At 66.9% G+C, this 22199-nt stretch carries 18 protein-coding genes; 7 read left to right on the top strand and 11 right to left on the bottom strand.

Annotated features, from left to right (window positions below; all coding sequences use genetic code 11):
- Positions 1-9: 9 nt before the first annotated feature.
- From CAL15_RS06515 to CAL15_RS06490, 6 genes are all read right to left on the bottom strand, one after another.
- On the bottom strand, positions 10-666 hold the full coding sequence (locus CAL15_RS06515) for an ABC transporter ATP-binding protein (protein WP_086077835.1): 657 nt from the start codon (positions 664-666) through the stop codon (positions 10-12).
- 3 nt (positions 667-669) lie between these two features.
- Positions 670-1467, bottom strand: a complete 798-nt coding sequence (locus CAL15_RS06510) for an ABC transporter permease (protein WP_232468135.1) — start codon at positions 1465-1467, stop codon at positions 670-672.
- A gap of 733 nt (positions 1468-2200) precedes the next feature.
- Positions 2201-4228 carry a capsular polysaccharide biosynthesis protein gene (locus tag CAL15_RS06505; RefSeq protein WP_232468134.1) on the bottom strand — a complete coding sequence of 676 codons (2028 nt, stop codon included), beginning with the start codon at positions 4226-4228 and terminating at the stop codon, positions 2201-2203.
- Positions 4229-4584: 356 nt separating this feature from the next.
- Complete coding sequence (locus tag CAL15_RS06500; protein ID WP_086077832.1) at positions 4585-5379, bottom strand: SDR family NAD(P)-dependent oxidoreductase; 795 nt, start codon at positions 5377-5379, stop codon at positions 4585-4587.
- A gap of 120 nt (positions 5380-5499) precedes the next feature.
- Complete coding sequence (locus CAL15_RS06495; RefSeq protein WP_086077831.1) at positions 5500-6003, bottom strand: Dps family protein; 504 nt, start codon at positions 6001-6003, stop codon at positions 5500-5502.
- A 109-nt stretch (positions 6004-6112) separates the two neighbouring features.
- Positions 6113-6973, bottom strand: coding sequence for an MBL fold metallo-hydrolase (locus CAL15_RS06490; protein ID WP_086077830.1), 861 nt, complete (start codon positions 6971-6973; stop codon positions 6113-6115).
- A gap of 174 nt (positions 6974-7147) precedes the next feature.
- Here CAL15_RS06490 and CAL15_RS06485 point away from each other — a divergent pair, with 174 nt between their 5' ends.
- Positions 7148-8251: a porin gene (locus CAL15_RS06485; RefSeq protein WP_086077829.1), complete on the top strand. Its 1104-nt coding sequence runs from the start codon at positions 7148-7150 to the stop codon at positions 8249-8251.
- A 21-nt stretch (positions 8252-8272) separates the two neighbouring features.
- On the opposite strand, the gene CAL15_RS06480 is transcribed toward CAL15_RS06485, so the two are convergent.
- The 4 genes from CAL15_RS06480 to CAL15_RS06465 all read right to left on the bottom strand — a co-directional run bounded on the left by CAL15_RS06480 (position 8273) and on the right by CAL15_RS06465 (position 12888).
- Positions 8273-9220, bottom strand: a complete 948-nt coding sequence (locus CAL15_RS06480; RefSeq protein ID WP_086077828.1) for a LysR substrate-binding domain-containing protein — start codon at positions 9218-9220, stop codon at positions 8273-8275.
- Between the two features lie 103 nt (positions 9221-9323).
- Positions 9324-11447, bottom strand: coding sequence for an ATP-dependent DNA helicase RecG (gene recG / locus CAL15_RS06475; RefSeq protein WP_086077827.1), 2124 nt, complete (start codon positions 11445-11447; stop codon positions 9324-9326).
- Positions 11448-11489: 42 nt separating this feature from the next.
- The gene (locus CAL15_RS06470) at positions 11490-11873 is read right to left on the bottom strand and encodes a Rid family detoxifying hydrolase (protein WP_086077826.1); all 384 of its coding nucleotides are present in this window, start codon (positions 11871-11873) and stop codon (positions 11490-11492) included.
- A 124-nt stretch (positions 11874-11997) separates the two neighbouring features.
- Positions 11998-12888: a LysR family transcriptional regulator gene (locus tag CAL15_RS06465; protein WP_086077825.1), complete on the bottom strand. Its 891-nt coding sequence runs from the start codon at positions 12886-12888 to the stop codon at positions 11998-12000.
- 116 nt (positions 12889-13004) lie between these two features.
- On the opposite strand from CAL15_RS06465, the gene CAL15_RS06460 reads away from it, so the two are divergent.
- From CAL15_RS06460 to CAL15_RS06440, 5 genes are all read left to right on the top strand, one after another.
- Positions 13005-14369: an acyclic terpene utilization AtuA family protein gene (locus CAL15_RS06460; RefSeq protein WP_086077824.1), complete on the top strand. Its 1365-nt coding sequence runs from the start codon at positions 13005-13007 to the stop codon at positions 14367-14369.
- Complete coding sequence (locus tag CAL15_RS06455) at positions 14366-14728, top strand: AtuA-related protein (protein ID WP_086077823.1); 363 nt, start codon at positions 14366-14368, stop codon at positions 14726-14728. Before CAL15_RS06460 ends, CAL15_RS06455 begins: the two co-directional genes overlap by 4 nt.
- 52 nt (positions 14729-14780) lie before the next feature.
- Positions 14781-15749, top strand: coding sequence for a Bug family tripartite tricarboxylate transporter substrate binding protein (locus tag CAL15_RS06450; protein ID WP_086077822.1), 969 nt, complete (start codon positions 14781-14783; stop codon positions 15747-15749).
- A 314-nt stretch (positions 15750-16063) separates the two neighbouring features.
- The gene (locus tag CAL15_RS06445; RefSeq protein ID WP_086077821.1) at positions 16064-17692 is read left to right on the top strand and encodes a tannase/feruloyl esterase family alpha/beta hydrolase; all 1629 of its coding nucleotides are present in this window, start codon (positions 16064-16066) and stop codon (positions 17690-17692) included.
- A gap of 55 nt (positions 17693-17747) precedes the next feature.
- A complete protein-coding gene (locus CAL15_RS06440; RefSeq protein ID WP_086077820.1) occupies positions 17748-19862 on the top strand; it encodes an alpha/beta hydrolase domain-containing protein in 2115 nt (704 codons plus the stop codon).
- Positions 19863-19979: 117 nt separating this feature from the next.
- Here CAL15_RS06440 and CAL15_RS06435 read toward each other — a convergent pair whose 3' ends face one another.
- Positions 19980-20756, bottom strand: coding sequence for a ferredoxin--NADP reductase (locus tag CAL15_RS06435; RefSeq protein WP_086077819.1), 777 nt, complete (start codon positions 20754-20756; stop codon positions 19980-19982).
- Positions 20757-21059: 303 nt separating this feature from the next.
- On the opposite strand from CAL15_RS06435, the gene CAL15_RS06430 reads away from it, so the two are divergent.
- Positions 21060-22106, top strand: coding sequence for a Fe(3+) ABC transporter substrate-binding protein (locus CAL15_RS06430; protein ID WP_086077818.1), 1047 nt, complete (start codon positions 21060-21062; stop codon positions 22104-22106).
- Positions 22107-22199 lie beyond the last annotated feature (93 nt).

The following is a 22199-nucleotide window of genomic DNA, read 5'->3' as shown; positions in this document are numbered from 1 at the left end:
GTCCGCCCATCATTTGGCACGATAGGCTGCGATGCCCTCGGCTACATCCTCGTATACGGTTATTGTCCCCGCGCCCACCAATAAAACGATGTCGCAGAGCCGTTCAACTTCTTTCATATTGTGCGTGGTCAGAAAGATCTTCGACCGAACAAGCTTTTCACGGAACACCTCCTGGCACTTCACCCTGAAAGAGTTGTCCCCCGCCGCCATGACTTCGTCGATCAGGTAGTAGTCGAAATCGAAGGCCATGCTCAGGCCAAAAGCGATGCGCGAACGCATCCCTGACGAATAGGTGCGCACCGGCTCATCGAACCACGAACCGATGTCGGCGAACTCTTCGACATAGCGCATCTTGCTGCGCATCTCATCGCCTTCGAATCCGTAGATCCGGCAGACAAATTTGACGTTGTCCCGCGCGCTCAGGCTACCTTGGAATCCGCCGGACTGGCCGACAGGCCAAGAGATACTTTTGTCGGTGCGTACGCTTCCCGAGTCAGGCGCATCGACCCCGGACAACAGGCGCATCAGCGTCGATTTGCCAGCGCCGTTTTTGCCAATCAAAGCAATGTTCCGGTCGGGTGGAATGACCATCGATAAGTCGCGGAATATGTATCTTCGTCCGGAGGTCGTCAGATATGACTTGGTGAGATTATTGAGGGTAAACATCTATCAGGTGATCCCCTTGATCGCCAGCATCCTGAGTCGACGCACGCGGAACAGCCCAAGTCCCGAAATTAGCAGCACACCCATGCATGCCAGCACGTAGCTCACCGATATGCCGTCGATCATCCGATAGAACGGGAACACCGCATCCCGCAGCAATTCGGTTAGGTGCAGGAAGGGATTCCAGAGTAGGTACTGCAGCAGATACGGATGTAGGCGGGACACCGGGAACATCGCCCCAGACGAGAAGTAAAGCACCAGGAAGAAGAAGCGGATGAAGGTGCGCACCTCGGGCAGCGCATCGGCGATTACCGCGAGCAGCATACCCATGCCGAACGACAGCGCGATGCCTACCACGAGAAGCCCGAACCACTCCAGCGGCGCGTGGACACTCATGTCGAATCCGTACCAAGCAAAAAGGCCCATGACGAACAGGTACGACAGGCTCGAGATACTACATTGCATGATCGTGCGCGCGACGAATGTATCCATCGGCATAATCTGCTTGTACGCAAACAGCCCACGGTTCGCCGAAATTCCATCCATCAGAAGCGTGGCCACGCTACGGAACATGATGAAGGGCGCAATACCGGTCAGCAGGAAGACGGGGAACGGGATGCCCTGCACGGGACCTCGACCGCGAAAGAGCCCTATCACGATCGTCAGCACGAAGAGTTGCACGATCGGCTCGGCCAGCATCCAGAACGCCCCCATTCGGCGTTGACCAAAGCGCGTGCGCATCTCGCGCAGAAGCAGCGCAAAAATAACGGCTCTTGCAATCTGTAGCGGTGAACGAGACTTCACTAACAAAGGCCCTTTGGTTCGAAGTTGCGCCGCAGTATACCGACGCCGGGAAACGAATGTAGGAGTCCCGCCCCGCGGCAGGAGGTCTCCCACCCCGCAGGGACGCACGTTTGCGAGCGATATTCGTGATCGTTAGGCACCGCGCGGGCATCCCTATTACGCCCGGGTGCGTTTCGAATAGCCAGCCGTAGGAACGGCCACGATGCATCGGCGGGCACGCAAAGTTCGTCCACGCATCGTCCGGTAAGAGTCCGCAGGCGCATGGCGGCGACTGACGCAGCATCGGACAGCCTGACGCTGCCCTCAGCACGTGGATCCCCGACGCCTACGCTGGCGTACAGCGCATCGCCCAACCCCGCCATCTCCGCCGTTCCAGACATTGCCACGAGCAACGGCTCATGGCCGCGCAGTGCTCGCTAATGAGCCGTCGACGCAGACCTCAGGCGCTGTCACTCATCCCAGGGACGAGATGATAACCGTTACCGGCGCACATTTGGAAGGCGCGGCATAGCGGAAGCGACGTCTAGCTGCCGTAGCAGCCTGCGCGCTTCAGCAGCACTGCTTGAACGAGCCAGCATTGAACGGCAGTACCGTTACGACTATGGGCCGGAGGACTAATAACGATGGTCGCAGGACCGTGGCAAGTAGCGCTGCCATGTTGGTCCCGCGGTGGTCACGGCTTCCTTTCCATGTTCAAAAATTTGCACCGGACCGGCACAGAACGTTCGCGCCCTCATGCCTGCCGGAAGACCCGGGCAATCAAGCGTATCCAAGCGGGCGTTGCTGTTGCCGCCGAACGCCACTCTTTCAGCTCTCGCAACGCCTGTTCCGGAGTCGTGTAACGATGCGTTATGCGGCTAACGTAGGTCGGATACAGTATCAGGACTCCCGCGACGAGTTCGTCCAACGCTAGCAACCGGCCGCGCCGCTTGCGAACCGCGCCCGTCAGCGACATGTCCTCGGTTAGGCCCCATCCGGCATAGAATGGCTGCCCGTACGTGACCACCGTCTTATCCCGCAAGAGCGCCTCGAATCCCGCCAGTGAGGTCAACGCGTGTACCTCGTCCACGTGCTCCAGCAATTCCGGCAGCGCTACTCTGCCAACGATTTCGTCGCACCAATGCCCGGCATCCCCTTCGCTTCGTCCCGCGGCGCGCAAGCCCGCCGCAACGTCGGGGTGAGGCTTGTACAAGATGTGGGCCTCCGGACGCGCTTCGCGCACTGCCCGGAGCAACGCGATGTTGCCCGCGATGCCATTGGCCCCGTAGCGTATGGATGCATCGGTTTCAACCTGCCCGGGCACCAAGATCACCCGCCGCACGGACGCTGGTCGTTGCCAATCCGCCGCTCCAGTAAGGTTGTACTTTGTGATCCCGGCCGCCCGGATTTCCCTCCGTAGCTGCGCCGCTCGGGCTACTAGCGAGTCTGGGAAGCGGGTTTCGGCAAGGATGCGCTCCAGCCGCGATGGCCGCGTTGCGTCGTAATAGATTCCCAAATCATCCTGGACCCAGGATATCGGTCGGGTCAACTCCGCACCGAGGCCCACCGAACGCAGGAAGCCATCCTCGACCCGGATAGACTGCCCTTGCGCCTCGGCGGCGCGCAGCGCTAGCGCATCGCTGCCCCATCCCGCCGTGGCATGCCCTTCGGGCAGTCGCCGTAGGTTGTGCACGAAATGAACGTCGCTGCCGTTGAAGAACTCGCGGACGTAACGCCGTTTCCATCCAGAAAAGCCCACCGCGGCGATACGAGGTTCGAACCGCTGGCGCATGCGGCGCTGCAAGGCAAGCCATGCCATGACGGTCTCGGGCTGGCAACGCTCGCCCGTTTCCGGATCAACGTAGCGACAATATTCCACCAGCACAGCATGGATCAGTTGCTCGATGTCGGCCGGGCACCGGCGAGCGGGTGCGGGCAATTCGTCCTGCGTCAAACCCCAGCCACCGTAGAAGGGCATGCCGAACAACCGGACGGGCAAGCCCCATAGCAAGGCCTCAAAGCCAAGTTGGGATGAAACCGCATACACGGCACACACTTGGTCCAACAGGCTTGCGGGATGCAAGTCCCGGTCGAGCACAGTCACGCGCGCATGGCCACGCAGGACGCTCAAGTCAAAGTGGCCGCGCTTACGTCCGGAGACGACGTCCGGATGAACCTTCAGCAGGATACGTCGATGCGGATGTTCGTCCAGTGCCGCCTGCAGCATGCGCGTGAACGAAGACGTGTCGGCGCCGCCGCATAGGATCGACGCATCGCCCATGGTTTGATCGACCACCAATACGCTATCGCGCCACAGACCTGGAGCCGCGTCCCGTGCGTGGTTGTACTTGGACAGACGCCCTTCCCGCCACGCAGCGGCCAAGGTATTGGCCCTTGCGCGCTGCTGCATCGTCAGCGGTCGAGGTATCAGGATTTCGAGCCGCGATGGATGCTCCGCGTCCAAGTAGAGGCCGACGTCGTCCGCCACAATGGACAAAGGCGGGTCGGACGGGCCCAAGCCGACGGACCGCAGGAACCCGTCCTCGACATGCAGCACACCGAGACCGCAGGCGCGCGCCCGCCGCTCCGCACGAATGGCGCTGGGGCGCTTTCCCCAGAGCAGCACGCGGTCGTGCGGCGCTGCGTCGGCCGGGAGGGCACCGTGCAGTTCGTAATCATCAAGCAGCGCGGCAAGCCGTGGGATACGGCGCACGCCGCGGGTAAGCAGAAAAAGTCGTGGACGCGTCATCAGCGATACAGCGGGGAGCAGCGGCTTACGCACGCACGCCGCGCCAAAAAAAGATCATCATTACAAGGATCGTGAGTTCACCTGCACAAGTGCCACGGGCCTCTTCTGGCGAGGTGTCGTAGAGACGCCCGGTGACGTCGGACAGCACCTTGAGTCGACGCGCGGGCCCATCCGGCACCCGAAGCTGGCAATTGTTGTCGCGGAGAGTAACGCGCCCGCAAATTTTCCGGAAGTGTGAGAGCCGCCCGGCGGGACGACCTTTACGTCGTAGATCTCGAAGTGGAATGCTCTGGCCAGTCCGCCTTTGGGCCATGGCGACACCGTCTTAGCGTAGAGAGTGAGGCGAACGATGTGAAAGGGTCTTCGCCCACTCAGCCCGGCGTCGCCTCCTATAAACCGCTGCGATAGCCAATTCGCGCCAGTATCCATCCAGACACCGCCGGATGAATCCCTGCCAGCAGAAAACACCCTAGGTTCAGCGGAAATGGGAAACTGATCCGCGCCCTATTGGCGCGGAGGCCTATACGAATGGCGCGCGCCGCGCGCGGCGCCGTCCACAGTAACGGCTTGGGCCCAGGCATTTCCGCGCACATGCGCGACTCGACATAGCCTGGCATGACGACGCTGATGCGCACCCCCTCGCCCGCCAGCGCATCACGCATGGCCTCTCCATAGGCCTTGACCGCGGCCTTGCTGGCGCTGTAGCTGGGCGTCTCCGGCAGTCCGCGCCACGCGGCTAGCGAGCTGATCAACGCGATCTGGCCATTGCGCCGCGCGCGCATTGCAGGCAACGAGGCGTGCATAGTCGCCATCACCGCCTTCACGTTGACGTCGAGCAATCGGTGCAAATCTTCCCACCGCTCGCCTTCGTGCCCGGGACCGGTGTTGATGTTCACGCCAGCGTTGGCGACGACAAGGTCGGGCGCGTATTCACGGCTCATCTCGACGAGCCACTGCATCAGCGCTTCATGGTCTCGCACATCGAGCGTCGCCGTGATGACACGAGAACCCGTCGCGCCACACTGGTCCGCTAGTGTCTGCAGACGCTGGCTGTCTCGGCCCTGCAGTATCAGGACTGCCGTACCGGCACGCGCATACTCCTGAGCCAATGCGCCGCCGATGCCTCCGGTGGCACCGGTGATGAGAACGCAGCGCGGCACGCCGCTGTTGTCGGTAGAACCCATGCGGATCGGCTCCTGGCCGGCGCACAATGTATGAACCATTGACCGCCGGCAATGACACGGCCTCCGCAAGGGAGGCCGTCGTTTGAAAGGTAGTGCAGGCCGGAGGCGGCCGCCTGGAAATCACTGCAGCAAGCTACGCAGCATCCACGCATTCTTCTCGTGGACATCCAGCCGCTGCGTGAGCAGATCCGCCGTGGGCTGGTCATTCGCGGCGTCGGCCTTGTCGAACGCGGCGCGGGCGGTCTGGGCCACGGCTTCATTGCCCTGGACCAGGATGCGGACCATTTCCAGGGCCTCGGGCACGGTCTTGGGCTCTTCGATGGAGGTGAGCTTGCCGTATTCGCGGTAGGTGCCGGGCGCGTAGTGGCCCAGGGCGCGGATGCGCTCGGCGATGCTGTCCAGCGCGTTCCACTCTTCGGTGTACTGCTCCATGAACATGGTGTGCAGCGTGTTGAACAGCGGACCGGTCACGTTCCAGTGGAAGTTGTGGGTCGTCAGGTAGAGCGTGTACGAATCGGCCAGCAGCTTGGAGAGCTCGGCGGCGACTGCGGCGCGGTCCTTGTCGGAGATGCCGATATTGATGCGGGGTGCCGAGGCAGCGCTGCTCTTGGAAGTCTTTGCCATCTAAATGCTCCTTCTAAGCGAACGGGGACCAGCGAAGGATACCACTATGGCGGCGCCGGTTCCGCGAAATATCCGCTTCGCCCGGCGGTCGATGACAACCGGCGAGCGTTCAGAAAACGTTCAGCGGGATGCGGAGATAGCGGGTGCCGTTGGCGTCGGGCGGCGGCGGATGGCCCGCGCGCAGATTGATCTGGATGGCAGGCAGCATCAGCGCGGGCAGCGGCAGGGTCGCGTCGCGACGCGTCCGCATGGCGACGAAATCGGCCTCGGATACGCCGTCGCGCACGTGGATGTTGCCGCGCCGCTGCTCGCCCACCGTGGTCTGCCAGGCGACGGCGCGGCCAGGCGGCGGATAGTCGTGGCAAACGAACATGCGCGTCGCGTCGGGCAGGGACAACAGCGTGCGCACCGAGGCATACAGGGCATGCGGATCGCCGCCCGGGAAGTCGCAGCGCGCGGTGCCCACGTCCGGCATGAAAAGGGTGTCGCCGACGAAGACCGCATCCTCGACCTGATAGGCCATGTCGGCGGGCGTATGGCCCGGCACGTGCAGCGCGCGGGCCGACAGATTGCCGATGCCGAAGGTCTCGCCCGGTGCGAACAGGTGGCCGAACTGCGAGCCATCGAGCCGGAATCCGGGCTCGAGGTTGTAGATGGGCTTGAAGACGTGCTGCACGGCGCTGACGCCCTGTCCGATGGCCAGCGTGCCGCCCAGCTGGCGCTGCAGATACGGCGCGGCCGACAGGTGATCGGCATGCACGTGGGTCTCGAGCAGCCACTGCACATGCAATCGATTCCGCCGGACGCAATCGGCGAGGCGGTCGGCCGACGCCGTGCCGGTGCGGGCGGCGCGGCTGTCGTAGTCGAGCACGGGATCGATGATGGCGCACGGTCCGCCGGGCGCCTCGTAGACCACGTAGCTGATGGTTGAGGTGGCGGAATCGAAAAAGCCCTCGACCTGGACATTCATGCCGGAATCTCCGATGGCGACATCACCTGGACAGGCCGGGATCCGGCCTTCGAAAACCGGCGCATCCGCAGGAAATGCGTAAATCTGTTGCAATGTAGCCCGTTCCAGACCGGAACGGACCGGGGCACACCCCGGATTTTCCCTTTGTACCTTCCTTCTACGGAGAACCCATTGATGAAGAAGACGCTGCTCGCTGCCACCCTGTCCATGCTCGGCATGGGTGTCGCACAGGCAGAGCCGTCGGTCACCCTGTACGGACTTATCGACACTGGTATCGGCTACAACAAAGTGAAGGGCGCGGGCTATGACGCCAGCCGCCTGGGAATGATCAATGGCATCGAAGCGGGCTCGCGCTGGGGCCTGCGCGGCATGGACGACCTGGGCGACGGCATGCGCGCCGAGTTCGTGCTGGAAAGCGGCTTCGACTCCAGCACCGGCGACCGCGCGCAGGGCGGGCGGCTGTTTGGCCGCCAGGCCACCATCGGGCTGGCCAACGACGCCTGGGGCAAGCTGGAATTCGGACGCCAGGTGACCGTGTCGTCGCGCTACCTGGCCGACATCGATCCCTTCTACACCAGCTACACGCAGTCGAACCTGGGCCTGGGCTTCAGCGCCTCGAACACCAACCGCTGGGACAACATGGTCATGTACCGCAGTCCCTCGATGGGCGGCCTGGAGATGAATGTCGGCTACTCGTTCAACGTCGACGCCAACGACGCCACGCAGACCGGCTTCGCCACCGCGGACAACGCGCGCGGCATCACGGCCGGCGTGCGCTACCTGAGCGGACCGCTGAACCTGACGGCGACGTTCGATCAACTGAACGGCAGCAACGCCGCCGGCAGCGAAGACGCGACGCCGCGCCAGTACGCCATCGGCGCCAGCTACGACTTCGAGGTGCTGAAGGTGGCCGCCGCGTATGGCCGAACGACGGACGGCTGGTTCGTCGGGCAGGACCTGCCCGCGGGCACGCCGTTCAGCAGCGAGCTGGGCATCAACCGATACGTCGATGGTTTCAAGGCCAACTCGTACATGCTGGGCGCCACGGTGCCGCTGAGCGCAGCGGCCAGCGTCTTCTTCTCGTGGCAGAACGTCAACCCCTCGAACGACCTGCTGACCGGGGACGACGAGACCATGAACTCGTACAGCGTGGGCTACACGTACGACCTGTCCAAGCGCACCAACCTGTATGCCTACGGGTCGTACGCCACCGACTACGCCTTCATCGACGGGCTGAAGAGCACCGCGGGCGGCGTGGGCATCATGCACCGCTTCTGACGAAGCGAGGCGTCTGACGCGCTACCCCTGCGTCTGCGCCTCGCCCGCCAGCATCTTCACGCCCGGCAGGCCGCAGGCATACACCGCCTCGGCCAGCGCCTCGATGGCGGCCAGTCGGGGGAAGCTGCGGCGCCAGGCCAGCACCACGCGGCGCTCGGGCGCGTGGCCCGCGAACGGCACATAGCGCAGCAGCGCCCTGGCGGGCGGATTCTCGGGCACGGCGGTGACCGGCAGCACGGTAACGCCGATGCCCGCGGCCACCATGTGGCGGATCGTTTCGAGCGAAGACCCTTCGAAGGTGCGCTGAATGCCGTCGCTGGCGGCCGAGAAGCGCGACAGCTCGGGGCAGACCTCCAGCACCTGGTCGCGGAAGCAGTGGCCGCTGCCCAACAACAGCATGGTCTGCTGCTTCAGGTCCTGCGCGTCGATGGACTTGGCGTCGGCCCACTCGTGATCCTGCGGCACGGCCACGACGAAGGGCTCGTCGTATAAGGGCTGCATCACCAGCCCGGCCTCGGGCAGGGGCAGCGCCATGATGGCGCAATCGATCTCGCCCTGGCGCAGCAGCTCGACCAGCCGCACCGTGAAGTTCTCCTGCAGCAGCAGGGGCATCTGCGGCGTGCGCTCGATCTGCACGGGCACCAGGCGCGGAAGCAGATAGGGGCCGATGGTGTGGATGATGCCCACGCGCAGCGGCCCGGCCAGGGGGTCGTGCCCCTGTCGCGCGATCTCCTTGATGCTCGCGCTCTCTTCCAGCACCTTCTGCGCCTGCGCGACGATGCGCTGGCCGATGGGCGTGACGCCCACCTCGTTGCCGCCACGCTCGAACAGCGTGACGCCCAGCTCGTCCTCGAGCTTGCGGATCGCCACCGACAGAGTCGGCTGGCTGACGAAACAGGCCTCGGCCGCACGGCCGAAATGGCGCTCGCGCGCCACGGCGACGATGTATTTCAGTTCGGTGAGGGTCATGGCTGGATCCGCAGTGGAGGAAAAAAGGAAGGCGGCGCGGCGGGCGCGCCTGCATGGCAACGGGCAATCGCGGCGATGCGCGGGGACGTGGAGATGGACATGGTCAGGTCCGCAGGAAGTCTTCGCGTCCGCGCATCCAGCGCGCCAGATGGGACTCGACCACGCCGGGATGGTCGCGCCGCAGCCATGCCGCGGCCTCGCGCGCCTGCTCGGCCAGGGCCGCGTCGGCGTCCAGATCGGCAAAGCGCAGCAGCGCCATGCCCGACTGGCGCTTGCCCAGGAACTCGCCGGGACCGCGCTGTTCCAGGTCGCGGCGCGCGATCTCGAAGCCGTCGGAGGTTTCGAACATGGCGCGCAGCCGTTCGCGCGCCACCTGCGACAGCGGCGTCTGGTACAGCAGCACACAGACGGATTCGGCGCTGCCCCGCCCTACCCGGCCGCGCAGCTGGTGCAACTGGGCCAGGCCGAAGCGCTCGGCGTGCTCGATGACCATGAGCGAGGCGTTGGGCACGTCCACGCCCACCTCGATGACGGTGGTGGCCACCAGCAGGTGGACCTCGCCGTCGCGGAAGGCCTGCATCACGGCGGCCTTCTCCGCCTGCGGCAGCCGGCCGTGGACAAGACCGATGCGCAGGTCGGGCAGATCGGCGCGCATGCCTTCGTATGTGTCCACCGCGGTCTGCAGTTCCAGCGCCTCGCTCTCCTCGACCAGCGGGCACACCCAGTAGGCCTGCCGCCCCTGGCGCGCAGCCTGGGCGATGTGGCCGATGACTTCTTCGCGGCGCGCATCGGAGACCAGCTTGGTGACGACCGGCGTGCGGCCGGGCGGCAGTTCGTCGATGACGGACACGTCCAGGTCGGCGAAGAAGGTCATGGCCAGCGTGCGCGGGATGGGCGTGGCGCTCATGTGCAGTTGATGCGGGGCCAGCTCCTCGTCCTCGCCCTTGCGGCTGAGCGCCAGGCGCTGGCCCACGCCGAAACGATGTTGTTCGTCGACGATGGACAGGCCCAGGTTGTGAAAGGACACGTGATCCTGCACCAGGGCCTGGGTGCCCACCACGAGTTGCACCGTGCCTTGCGCCGCGGCCGCCGCGGCCTCGCGGCGCGCGCGGGCGGGCAGGCTGCCGCTGAGCCAGGCCACGCCGACTCCCAGGGGTTCGAGCCAGGACACGAGCTTGCGGAAATGCTGTTCGGCCAGCAGTTCGGTGGGCGCCATCAGCGCCACCTGCGCCCCGCAGGCGATGGCCTGCGCCGCCGCCACCGCGGCCACCACGGTCTTGCCGCTGCCCACGTCGCCCTGCAGCAGGCGATGCATGGGATAGGGTTGGTCCAGGTCGGCGGCGATCTCGTCCACCACACGCTGCTGCGCGCTCGTCAGGGTGAAGGGCAGCGCGGCATACAGGCGCGCCACCAGGTTGTCCGGGTCGCGCGGCATGGGCAGCGGGGTGGCGCGCCGGCTGCGGCGCCCCGCCCGCGCGGCGGCCAGCGACAGTTGCTGGGCCAGCAGCTCATCGAACTTGATGCGCCGCCACGCGGGATGGGCGCGCTCGACCAGCTCTTTGCTGGAGACGCCGGGCGGCGGCGCATGCAGCAGGCGCAGCGCCGGCTCGAACGGCATCAGGCCATAGCGCTCGCGCACGGCTTCGGGCAGCGTGTCGGCCAGGTCTGCCTGGGCCAGGGCCTGCGCGACCGCGCGGCGCAGCGTGGGCTGCGGCAGGCCGTCGGTGCTGGGATACACCGGCGTGAGCGCATCGGGCAGCGGCGTATCGGCGTGGCTCATGCGCGGATGCACCATTTCGCGGCCGAACAGGCCGCCGCGCACGTCGCCGCGCGCGCGCAGCCGATGGCCCGCCTGCAGCTGCTTCTGCTGGCTGGGATAGAAGTTGAGCCAGCGCAGCTGCAGTTCGCCGCTGTCGTCGGCCAGCACGGCCGTCAATTGCCGGCGCGGCCGATACAGCACTTCAGAGCGCAGGACCTCGCCCTCGACCTGGGCCGGATAGCCGGGCCGCAGGCTGGCGATGGGCACCACGCGCGTCTCGTCTTCGTAGCGCAGGGGCAGGTGCAGGATGAAATCTTCGGGGGCCAGCAGGCCCAGCGACTGGAACTTGCGCTCGACCTGGCTGGCGGCCGGCCGGGCAGCGTCCTTGGATGCCGCGGGCGCCGCGGTCTTGCGGCCGGCGCGCGGCGCCGACGCTGGCTTGGAGGCCGCGGCCTGCCGGTTGCCCATGGAGGTGCCGGAGGAAGACAGGGCGTGGGCTCGGTGGCGGCCTTACAGCACTAGGACGGCTTCCACCTCGAACTGCGCGCCCTTGGGCAGACTGGCCACGCCCACGGTGGAACGCGCCGGGAACGGCTGGGGAATCAGCTCGGCCATGATGGCATTGGCGGCGGTGAACTTGCTGAGGTCGGTGAGGAACAACGTGAGCTTGACGATGTTTTCCAGCGTGCCGCCGGCGGCCTCGATGACGGCCTGCATGTTGGCGAAGGCCTGGCGCACCTGGGCGTCGAAGTTCTCGGACACCAGATCGCCGGTGCCGGGCTCCAGGCCGATCTGGCCCGACAGGTAGACGGTTCTGCCCGTAGCGGCCACTGCTTGCGAATACGGCCCGACCGCGGCGGGCGCGGCGTCGGTATGGATGATCTGCTTGCTCATGGCGTAGTCCTGGATAAGGGGATGCAATGGAGAACTATCGAAGTTTAAACAGCAATAGTTCAACTTGAAAGGGACATTTTTTTGCTTCAGCTTGCGGCCTCTTCAGCACGCGCGCAAGCGGGGTTCAGCCCAGCTCCGCCCGGTGCGCCATCAGCAGGTCATACAGCGTCTGCGCCGCCACGGACAGCGCCCTGCCCTTGCGGCGCACGAGGTACAGCGGCCGCGTCAGCGCGCGCCCCTGCAGCGGCTTGATGAGCAGCCCCGGACGCTGGAAATGGAACAGCGTCATGGCCGGCACCACGCTGATGCCCAGGCCGGCCGACACCAGGCCGGTGACCGTGGCCAGGTGCTCCACCTCGAGCAGCGGCGTGAAGGCGTCCGCGCCCAGGGTCTCGTCCAGGCGCTGCCGCACGCTGCTGCCGCGCGCCAGCTGGATGACGGGCCACTTGGCCACCTCGCGCAGCCGGATCTGGCGCTGCGAGGCCAGCGGGTGGTCTTCGCGGCACACCAGATAGTAGCGGTCGGCATGCAGGAAGGCGCTGTCCAGGCCGCTCATGTCGGCGCGGCGCGCGGCCACGGCGAAATCCACTTCGCCGTTGTGCACCATGTCGAGGCAGGGATCGAGCAGCGCATCGCGCAGATGCATGACGATGCCGGGATACTCGGCATGGAACTGCGCCAGCAGCCCCGGCAGCCAACCCGCGGCGAGGGAGGGCAGCGCCGCGACGGCTACGCGGCCCCGGCGCCGTTCGGCATGGTCGCGCAGCCCCTCCATGGTCAGCTCGAACTCGCCAAGCAGCCGCTTCGCGGTGGTCTCGAGCACGCGGCCCTCGACCGTCAGTTCGACGCGCCGCGTGTTGCGATCGAACAGGCGCACGCCGGCGGCCTCTTCGAGCGTGCGGATCAGCGCGCTGAAAGCGGGCTGGGTCAGGTGGCAACGCTGCGCGGCGCGCGTGAAGTGCTTTTCTTCGGCCAGGGCCACGAAGGCGCGCAATTGTCGGGTGGACAGATTCATACAAGAGTTGGATAAATCAATCTTATATTTCTATTTTACGTATGAAGCGGCCGTGCCTATAGTGCGTTCATTACATCGCTGTTGCGGGCGCATCGAACGCCCTGGAGACAATCGCAATGCCTGCCCTGCCCTCGCCTTGCCTGGTCGGATGCGCGACCGGGTTTTCCGGAGACCGCACCGATGGCGCGCAGCCCGTGGCGCGCACGCTCGCGCGGCAGGGCGGCGGCACGCTGATCTTCGAAACGCTGGCCGAGCGCACCCTGGCGCTGGCCCAGATGGCGCGCAACCAGGACCCCGAAGCCGGCTACGAGCCGCTGCTGGACGACCTGGTCGGCCCCGTGCTTCAAGACTGCCTGCGCCACGACATCCGCATCGTCAGCAACTTCGGCGCGGCCAATCCCCCGGCCGCGGCGCGACGCATCGCCGCGCTGGCCGCGCAGCGCGGACTGCCCGCGCCGCGCGTGGCGACGATCCATGGCGACGAACTCAACACACCCGAGCAGCGCGCGCTGCTGCGCGAGAAGCTGGGCCCGCGGCTGGACGAGCTGGACGTGGTCAGCGCCAACGCCTACCTGGGCGCCACCGAGATCGCGCAGGCCTTGCGCGCCGGCGCGCAGATCGTCGTGGCGGGCCGCGTCGCCGACCCCTCGCTTACCGTGGGACCCGCGCTGGCGCATTACGGCTGGGCGGAAGACGACTGGGCCAGGCTGGGCCGTGCCACCATGGCCGGCCACGTGCTGGAATGCGGCACGCAGGTCACCGGGGGCTATTTCAGCGTGCCCGGTCTGAAGGACGTGCCCGGCGGCCTGCATGAAACGGGCTTTCCCGTCGCCGAGATCGACGCGGACGGCGGCTTCGTGGTGGGCAAGGCGGATGGCACGGGCGGCCTGGTGGATGCCCGTACCGTGAAAGAGCAGCTGCTTTACGAAGTGCACGATCCGGCGCGCTATCTCACGCCGGACGTGATCGCCGACCTGAGCGGCGCCACCGTGCGCGAGCTGGGCGGGGACCGCGTCGCGGTGAACGGCGTCACGGGCCATGCACGTCCGGACGAGCTGAAGGTGAACGTGTGCTACCGCGGCGGGTGGCTGGCCGAGGCCGAGATCTCTTATGCCGGCGTGCAGGCCGAAGCGCGGGCGCGCCTGGCAGGCGAGACGGTGGCGCGCCGCATCGGCCCGGCCCTGCGGCTGCGCATCGACCTGATCGGCGCCATCAGCATCCTCGCCGATGACGGCGGCGCCATGCGCGAAGGCCGCGCGCCGGGCCATGGTCGCGACGTGCGCTTGCGCGTGGCCGCGGAGCATGCCGATCGGGCCGTGGCCGAGCGCGTGCTGCGCGAGGTGACCGCGCTGTACTGCTGCGGTCCGGCGGGCGGCGGCGGCGTGCGCACCTCGCTGCGGCCGCGACTGAACATGCTGTCGTGCACGGTGCCGCGCTCGGCCGTGGCGGCAGGCTGGACCATGATGGAGCCGCAGCGATGACGAATACCGTGGAAGTGCCGCTGTATCGCCTGGCGCACAGCCGCTCGGGCGACAAGGGCGACATCTCGAACCTGAGCCTGATCGGCTGGGACGACGAGTGCCATGCGGTGCTGCTCGAGCAGGTGACCGAGGAACGCGTGGCGCAGTGGTTCGCGTATCGCCGCCCGGCCCGTGTCACGCGCTACGTGCTGCCCGGCCTGTCGGCCATGAACTTCGTGCTGGAAGGCGTGCTGGACGGCGGCGTGAACGACGCGCTGAACCTGGACGCACACGGCAAGAGCCTGTCTTTCCATTTGCTGGACCTGCCCGTGACGGTACCCGCCGCACTGGCCGCGCGGCTGCCCGATGTACCGGGCTGACGCCTGCTTCATCCGTTTCGCGTTCAATAACGATATCCCTCAGGAGACACTCATGCGATTTGCCCCCCTGCCCCGATTGGCCGCGCTGTGCGCCGCTGCGATCCTGCCGCTGACCGCGGCGGCGCAGGACTTTCCGAACAAGCCGATCACCTTCGTGGTGCCGTTCGCCGCCGGCAGCGCGACGGACCAGATCGGCCGCGCGATCGCGCAAGGCGTGACGGAGCAGACGGGCCAGGCCGTGGTCATCGAGAACAAGCCGGGCGCCAGCGCCATGATCGGCGCACAGGACGTGGCGCGCGCCGCGCCGGACGGCTATCGCGTGCTGATCACCACCAACACCACGCATGCGGCGAACGAACACCTGTACAAGACGCTGCAGTACGACCCCGTGAAGGACTACGCGCCGATCACCCTGCTGGGCAAGGGCGGCCAGATCATGGTGGTCAATCCCAGCTCGCCGGCCAAGTCGGTGTCCGACTTCCTGGAGATGGCGCGCAAGACGCCGGGCAAGCTGAGCTTCGGCAGCGGCAGTTCCAGCAGCCGCATCGCGGGCGAACTGCTGCAGCAGATGGCCGGCGTGCAGCTGCTGCACGTGCCGTACAAGAGCAACCCGCCTGCGGTCACCGACCTGATGGGCGGCCAGATCGACATGATGATCACCGACACGGCCACCGGCCTGCCGCAGGTCAAGGCCGGCAAGCTGCGCGCATTGGGCGTGACCGGCCTGAAGCGCTCGCCGCTGGCCCCCGACGTGCCGACCATCGACGAGGCCGGCGTGCCGGGCTACGAGATGGGCTACTGGTTCGCCGCCTATGCGCCGGCCGGCACCCCGCAGGCCGTGGTGCAACGCCTGCATGAGCTGCTGAGCAAGGCCACCGAAGGCAACGCGGCCAAGCAGTTCTACGCCAACACCGGCACCGATCCCGCGACCTCGACGCCGCAAGAGCTGGCGCAGTTCCAGCAGGCCGAGTCGAAGAAATGGGGCGAGATCATCAAGAAGGCTGGCATCCAGCCTGAATGAGCCGATGCGGACGGCGCGTGGAGGCCGTCGCGCCAGTCCGATGGGCGATCCGCGATGATGCGCCCCGCTGGCCGGCCGCACCTGAAAAGCTGACCAGCCGCAGCCGGCCAGCCGCACTGGCCGGCCTTGCCTGACCGGACGCACCTGAGCGGTTCCGGCCGAAAACAATAAGACGCCGGCCGGCCGGCGCGCCCTTTCAAGACCGACAAGAGTTGCAGTCCCCGTGGACCTGCGGCGCGTTCCCGCGCGCCGCGGGCGCGGGACGCCGCCGGTACGGGACGTTCGCCACGGGGTGACCACCACGAGGAGACAAGATGAAACCCGTTCGTACCCCTGTATTGCGCATCCCCATGATGCTGGCGCTGGCAGCGGCCCTGGCCGCCTGCGGCGGCGATGGCGATGGATCCGGCGACGATGACGAGAACCCACCCGCGCAGCCGCCCGCGCAGAGCGCGCGCGCCTGCGATCCGGCCGCGTTCGCCGACGTGGAGCTGGATGGCGCGCGCATCACGGCCATCACGCCGGTCGCCGCCGGCGACTACACGCCGGAAGGCTCGCGGCAGGCGCTGAGCGACCTGCCGGCCTTCTGCCGCATCGACGCCGTGGCCACGCCCACGAGCAGTTCGCTCATCAACTTCCAGCTGTGGGTTCCGGACGGCGAGGCCTGGAACGGCAAGCTGGTGACCACGGGCAACGGCGGCTACAGCCCCGCGCTGAGCTACACGGACATGGCCTACGCGATGCGGCAGGGCTACGCCGTGATGGGCGGCGATACCGGCCACCAGACCGAGGACATGCTGTGGGGCGTGACCAGCGCCGAGAAAATCATCGACTGGGGCTCGCGCTCGATCAACGCCATCACGGTGCCGGGCAAGCAGTTGCTTGCCGAGCTGCGCGCCGAGGGCGCCAGACGCTCCTATTACATGGGCTGCTCCACCGGCGGCCACCAGGGCTTTGCCGAGGCGCAGCGCTATCCCGAGGATTTCGACGGCATCATCGCCGGCGCGCCGGGCAACAACCGCACCGCGCTCAACATCGAGTTCATGTGGCGCTTTCGCGCCAATCGGCCGGCCAACGACAACCTGACGCAATACCTTACCGGCGCCAAGCTGAACCTGCTGACGCGCGAGGCGGTGCAGGCTTGCGATGCGCTGGACGGCGTGACGGACGGCGTCATCGACGATCCGCGGCAATGCACTTCGGCGCGCTTCGACGTGGACGCGCTGCTGTGCACGGGCGCGGACTCGCCCGACTGCCTGACGGCCGACCAGCTGGCCGCGGCCAAGGCCATCTACCAGGGCCCGCGCAATCCCCGCACGAACGCGCAGCTGTATCCGGGCTGGCCGGTGGGCAGCGAATCGGGCTGGTCGGGCTACATGGGCGTGAACGAACCGGTGCGCGCGGACTTCTGGCGCTATTGGGTCTTCGACGATCCCAGCTGGAACTGGTGGACGTTCGACTTCGATCGGGACGTCTCGTACGCATACGCGAAGATCGCGCCGCTGGTCGACCAGACCAGCACCGACCTGTCGGCGTTCAAGTCCGCGGGCGGCAAGATGATTGTCTACCACGGCTGGAATGACCCGGTGGTCAGCACCTACGACAGCATCGACTACTACGGCAAGGTGCGCGACGCGCAGGGCTCGCAGGCGGCCATGGACGAGTTCTACCGCATGTTCCTGGTGCCCGGCATGGGGCACTGCGGCGGCGGTCCCGGCGCCACGGTCTTGCGCAGCGAGGACGGCAGGCCGACCGCGGATCGCGACATCCTGGCCGCCCTGGATCGATGGGTGGAACAGGGCCGGCCGCCCGACGACCTGGTGGCCTCGCGCGTGGCGGGCGGCGCGGTGCAGCGCACGCGTCCGCTGTGCGCCTATCCCGCGCAGGCCGCGTATGCGGGCACAGGCGACACCAACGACGCGGCCAACTACGTCTGCCGATAACCCAAGACCGCCGGGCCGGCGCGCGCCGGCCCGGCACGACCACGCTGGAGGAGACATGAAAGCACGATATGCCTTGCCCATGCTGGCGCTGCTGCTGGCCGCCTGCAATTCGGGCGGATCGGACGACGACTCGCATGAGCCCGACCCGCCGCCGCCCACGGCCAGCACGCCGCGGATATGGATGAGCGTCGATTCCGTCGAGAGCGTGCCCGCGGCCGATGGCGCGCCCGAATACGAGAAGCTGACCGGCCGCATCCGCGGCGAGGTGGACCCGGCCGCGCCCGCCAATGCCATCATCACCGACATCCAGCTGGCCCAGCCGCGCAACGACGCGGGCATGGTCGAGTACGTGTCGGACTTCGTGCTGTTCCGGCCGCGCAATGCGGCCGACGGCAACGGCATCCTGCGCTACGACGCGCCGAACCGCGGCAACCTGCTGACGCAGGTGGCCGGCAAGCCCGAACCGCTGCTGCTGCGGCGCGGCTACAGCGTGCTGTACTCGGCGTGGCAGGGCGACGTGCCCAAGAGCTCTCCGCAACGGCTCACGCTGCAAGTGCCCGTGGCGCGGGCGGCCGATGGCGGCGACATCACCGGGCCCTATCGCGCCGAACTGATCGCGCGCACCGCGACGCCGCAGCTGACGCTGCCGGGCGGCGTGTTCAACGGCACCATGATTCCGTATGCGCCCGTCAGCCTGGACAACACGCAGCCCGGCTATCAGCTGACGCGCCGGCTGCGCGAGACCGATCCCCGCGAGCCCATCCCCGCCGCGCGATGGAAGTTCGCGACGTGCGACACGGGATCGAATCCCTTCCCCGGCACACCGGACCCGGCCACCGTCTGCCTGCAGGGAGGCTTCGATCCGACGTATCTGTACGAGCTGACCTACGTGGCCAAGGACCCGAAGGTGATGGGCGTGGGGCTGGCCGCGCTGCGCGACACCGTCTCGTTCCTGCGCCATGGACAGCAGGACGCCGATGGACAGCCGAATCCGGTTGCCGGCCGCATCCGGCACGCGCTGGGACAAGGCACCTCGCAAAGCGGCAACTTCATGAAGACCTTCCTGCACCTGGGCTTCAATGCAGACCTGGCCGGACGCAAGGTGTTCGACGGCCTGTACGCCCACGTGGCGGCGCGGCAGACGAACCTGAACACCCGCTTCGCGGTGCCCGGCGGCGGCGGCGGGCTGCGCACCGACCACACGGCCTTCGGCCAGACGGCGCCGCGCGCGCTGGCGCCCGACTATGTGGACGCGCTGACCGGCCGGCAGAGCGGCGTGATGACGCGCTGCTCGCGCACCGATACCTGCCCGAAGTTCTTCCTGGGCCTGAGCGGCACCGAGTTCTGGGTGCTGCAGGGCTCGCCCGTGCTGACCGATGCGTTCGGGCTGCAGGACCTGCGGCAGCCGGACAATGCGCGCATCTACTACTACGCCGGTACGCAGCACGGCGACGGCACGCCCGCCTACGCGCCCGCGCAGGGCCGCTATCCGGTGGGCACCGAGGCAACGTTCGGCGCCACATTCCGTGCGCTATGGGTGGCGTTGGAAGAGTGGGTGGCGCAGGACCGCCTGCCGCCCGACAGCCGCACGCCGCGCCTGGACGACGGCACGCTGGTGCGCGCGGACACGCTGCGCTATCCCGCCATGCAGGGCCTGAACTGGCAAGGGGGCGCGGCGCTGCCGGCCTTCGAGTACCTGGGCCTGTACAACAGCTACCCGCTGCTGGACTTCGGCCCGGATTTCGTACATGAAGACGAGTCCGGCATTGCCAGCCGGCTGCCGCCCGACTACGCCGGCCGCGACTACGCCATCCTGGTGCCCAAGCCGGATGCGGACGGCATGGACATCGCGGGCATCCGCAGCGTGAATGCCATGGCGCCCACGGGCACCAGCCTGGGCTACAACTACACCCCGCCGGGGCCGTGGACCGACCTGCTGGGCCTGTCGGGCAGCTTCCTGCCCTTCCACACCACAGAGGCGCAGCGGCTGTCGGCTGGCGATGAACGTCCGTCGCTGGAGGAACGCTACGGCGACCATGCCGGGTATGTAAGGGCCATCGAGGCACGCGCCGAAACGCTGGTGCAGCAGCGCTTCCTGTTACGCGAGGATGCCGACCGCGCGATAGCGGCGGCGCGGGCGTCGAATGTGCTGCAGGGCACGATGCCCTGAAACGATCGTGGCCGCCCAAGGGCGGCCACGATGCGATGACACTGCGCGAGAATCAGGCGCGCGGCGTTACGCTGCCAAAAGCGGCTGCATACCCATCGCAGCCGCTGGTCCGGCGATTTACTTCTCGACGAAGGCCCGCTCGAACACGTAGTCGCCCGGCTCGCCCACGCCCGGGGACACCTGGAAGCCGCGGGCATCCAGCAGCGCACGGATGTCGGCCAGCATGTGCGGGCTGCCGCAGATCATGGCGCGGTCGACGGCCGGATCCAGCGGGGGCAGGCCCACGTCCGAGCACAGCTTGCCGTTTTCGATGAGCTGCGTGATGCGGCCCTGGTTGCGGAAGGGCTCGCGCGTGACCGTGGGGTAATACACCAGCTTCTCGCGCACCACGTTGCCGAAGAACTCGTTGTTCGGCAGTTCGTTCTCGATGAAGTCGGCGTAGGCCAGTTCGCTGACCCAGCGTACGCCGTGCACCAGCACGACCTTCTCGTAGCGCTCGTAGACGTCGGGGTCTTTGATGATGCTCATGAAGGGCGCCAGGCCGGTGCCCGTGCCGAACAGGTACAGGTGTTTGCCCGGTTTGAGGTCGTCGGCCACCAGCGTGCCCACCGGCTTGCGGCTGACCAGGATGGTGTCGCCTTCCTTCAGGTGCTGCAGCCGCGAGGTGAGCGGGCCGTCCTGCACCTTGATGCTGAGGAATTCGAGATTCTCTTCGTAGTTGGCGCTGGCGATGCTGTAGGCGCGCATGAGAGGCTTGCCCTCGACCTCCAGGCCGATCATGACGAAATGACCGTTGTGGAAGCGCAGCGCGGCATCGCGCGTGGTGGTGAAGGAGAACAGGGTGTCGTTCCAGTGGCGCACGGTGAGCACGCGCTCGGTATTGAAAGCTGCCATTGTCGGTATGAAAGATTGCGGCGCGGGCGCGCCGGATGGCCGGAAGGCGCGACAGAAAAAGCAGCGCGCGGGCCTGGGATCTCTCGAGTTTACCCGATCCATTCGAGAATCGCTCTCATCTTTCCGTTATACCCTTATTCCACAGGCGATTAATGGCCCCCTAGGCGCTCCGAAAAACCTCGGCTTTCACGTAGTTGAACGCCCCCGCGCTTCCTGTTATCGTCGCCCTTCTCGAGGTGTTGATAATCATTTTCGTTAGCATGGCGCGAGCGAGCGCGGCCATGCCGTCCTATCGGAGTTCCCATGTCCTTCCAGCGCACTCCCCTGTCACTGCTGCGCGTGCTGGCCCTGGCCGGCGCGGCCGCCCTGTCGATGCCCGTCCAGGCCGCCGACGGCGAAGTCAGCCTGTACACCACGCGCGAACCCAAGCTGATCCAGCCGCTGCTGGACGCCTTCACCAAGGAAAGCGGCATCAAGGTCAACACCGTGTTCGTCAAGGACGGCCTGCTCGAGCGCGTGAAGGCCGAGGGCGACAAGTCGCCCGCCGACGTGCTGATGACGGTGGACATCGGCAATCTGATCGACCTGGTCGACGGCGGCATCACGCAGCCGATCAAATCGCAGACGCTGGATTCGGTATTGCCGTCCAACCTGCGCGGCGCCGACGGCAGCTGGTACGCGCTGTCGCTGCGCGACCGCGTGCTGTACGCCGAGAAAGACCTGCCGCTTACCAGCTTCCGCTACGAAGATCTGGCCGATCCGAAGTACAAGGGCAAGGTCTGCATCCGCTCCGGCCAGCACCCGTACAACACCGCCATGGTGGCGGCCATGATCGCGCACGACGGCGCCGAGGCCACCGAGAAGTGGCTGCGCGGCGTGAAGGCCAACCTGGCCCGCAAGGCCACGGGCGGCGACCGCGACGTGGCGCGCGACATCCTGGGCGGCATCTGCGACATCGGCCTGGCCAACGCCTACTACGTGGGCCACATGAAGAACGCCGAGCCGGGCACCGACGCGCGCAAGTGGGGCGACGCCATCAAGGTCATCCGCCCCACGTTCGCCAACGACAAGAGCGGCGGCACGCACGTGAACATCAGCGGCGCCGCGGTCGCCCGGCACGCGCCCAACAAGGACAACGCGGTCAAGCTGCTCGAGTACCTGGTGTCCGAGCCCGCGCAGACCCTGTACGCGCAGGCCAACTACGAATACCCGATCCGCAAGGGCGTGAAGCTGGACCCGGTGGTGGCCAGCTTCGGCGAACTGAAGGTGGATCCGCTGCCCGTGGCCGAAATCGCCAAGTATCGCAAGCAGGCCAGCGAACTGGTCGACAAGGTCGGCTTCGACAACTGACGCGACGGTCCGCGCGCGGCGCGGACCCGCGGCGTGGCAAGCAAGGCGGCCGTGGGCCGCTTTGCGTTTTTTACGGCCGGGTCGGCCGCGGCT

It is taken from the genome of Bordetella genomosp. 13, from assembly GCF_002119665.1.
GTDB lineage: Bacteria > Pseudomonadota > Gammaproteobacteria > Burkholderiales > Burkholderiaceae_B > Bordetella.
The sequence above is the reverse complement of the archived record's forward strand: the minus strand, read 5'-3'. Positions and strand labels throughout refer to the sequence as shown.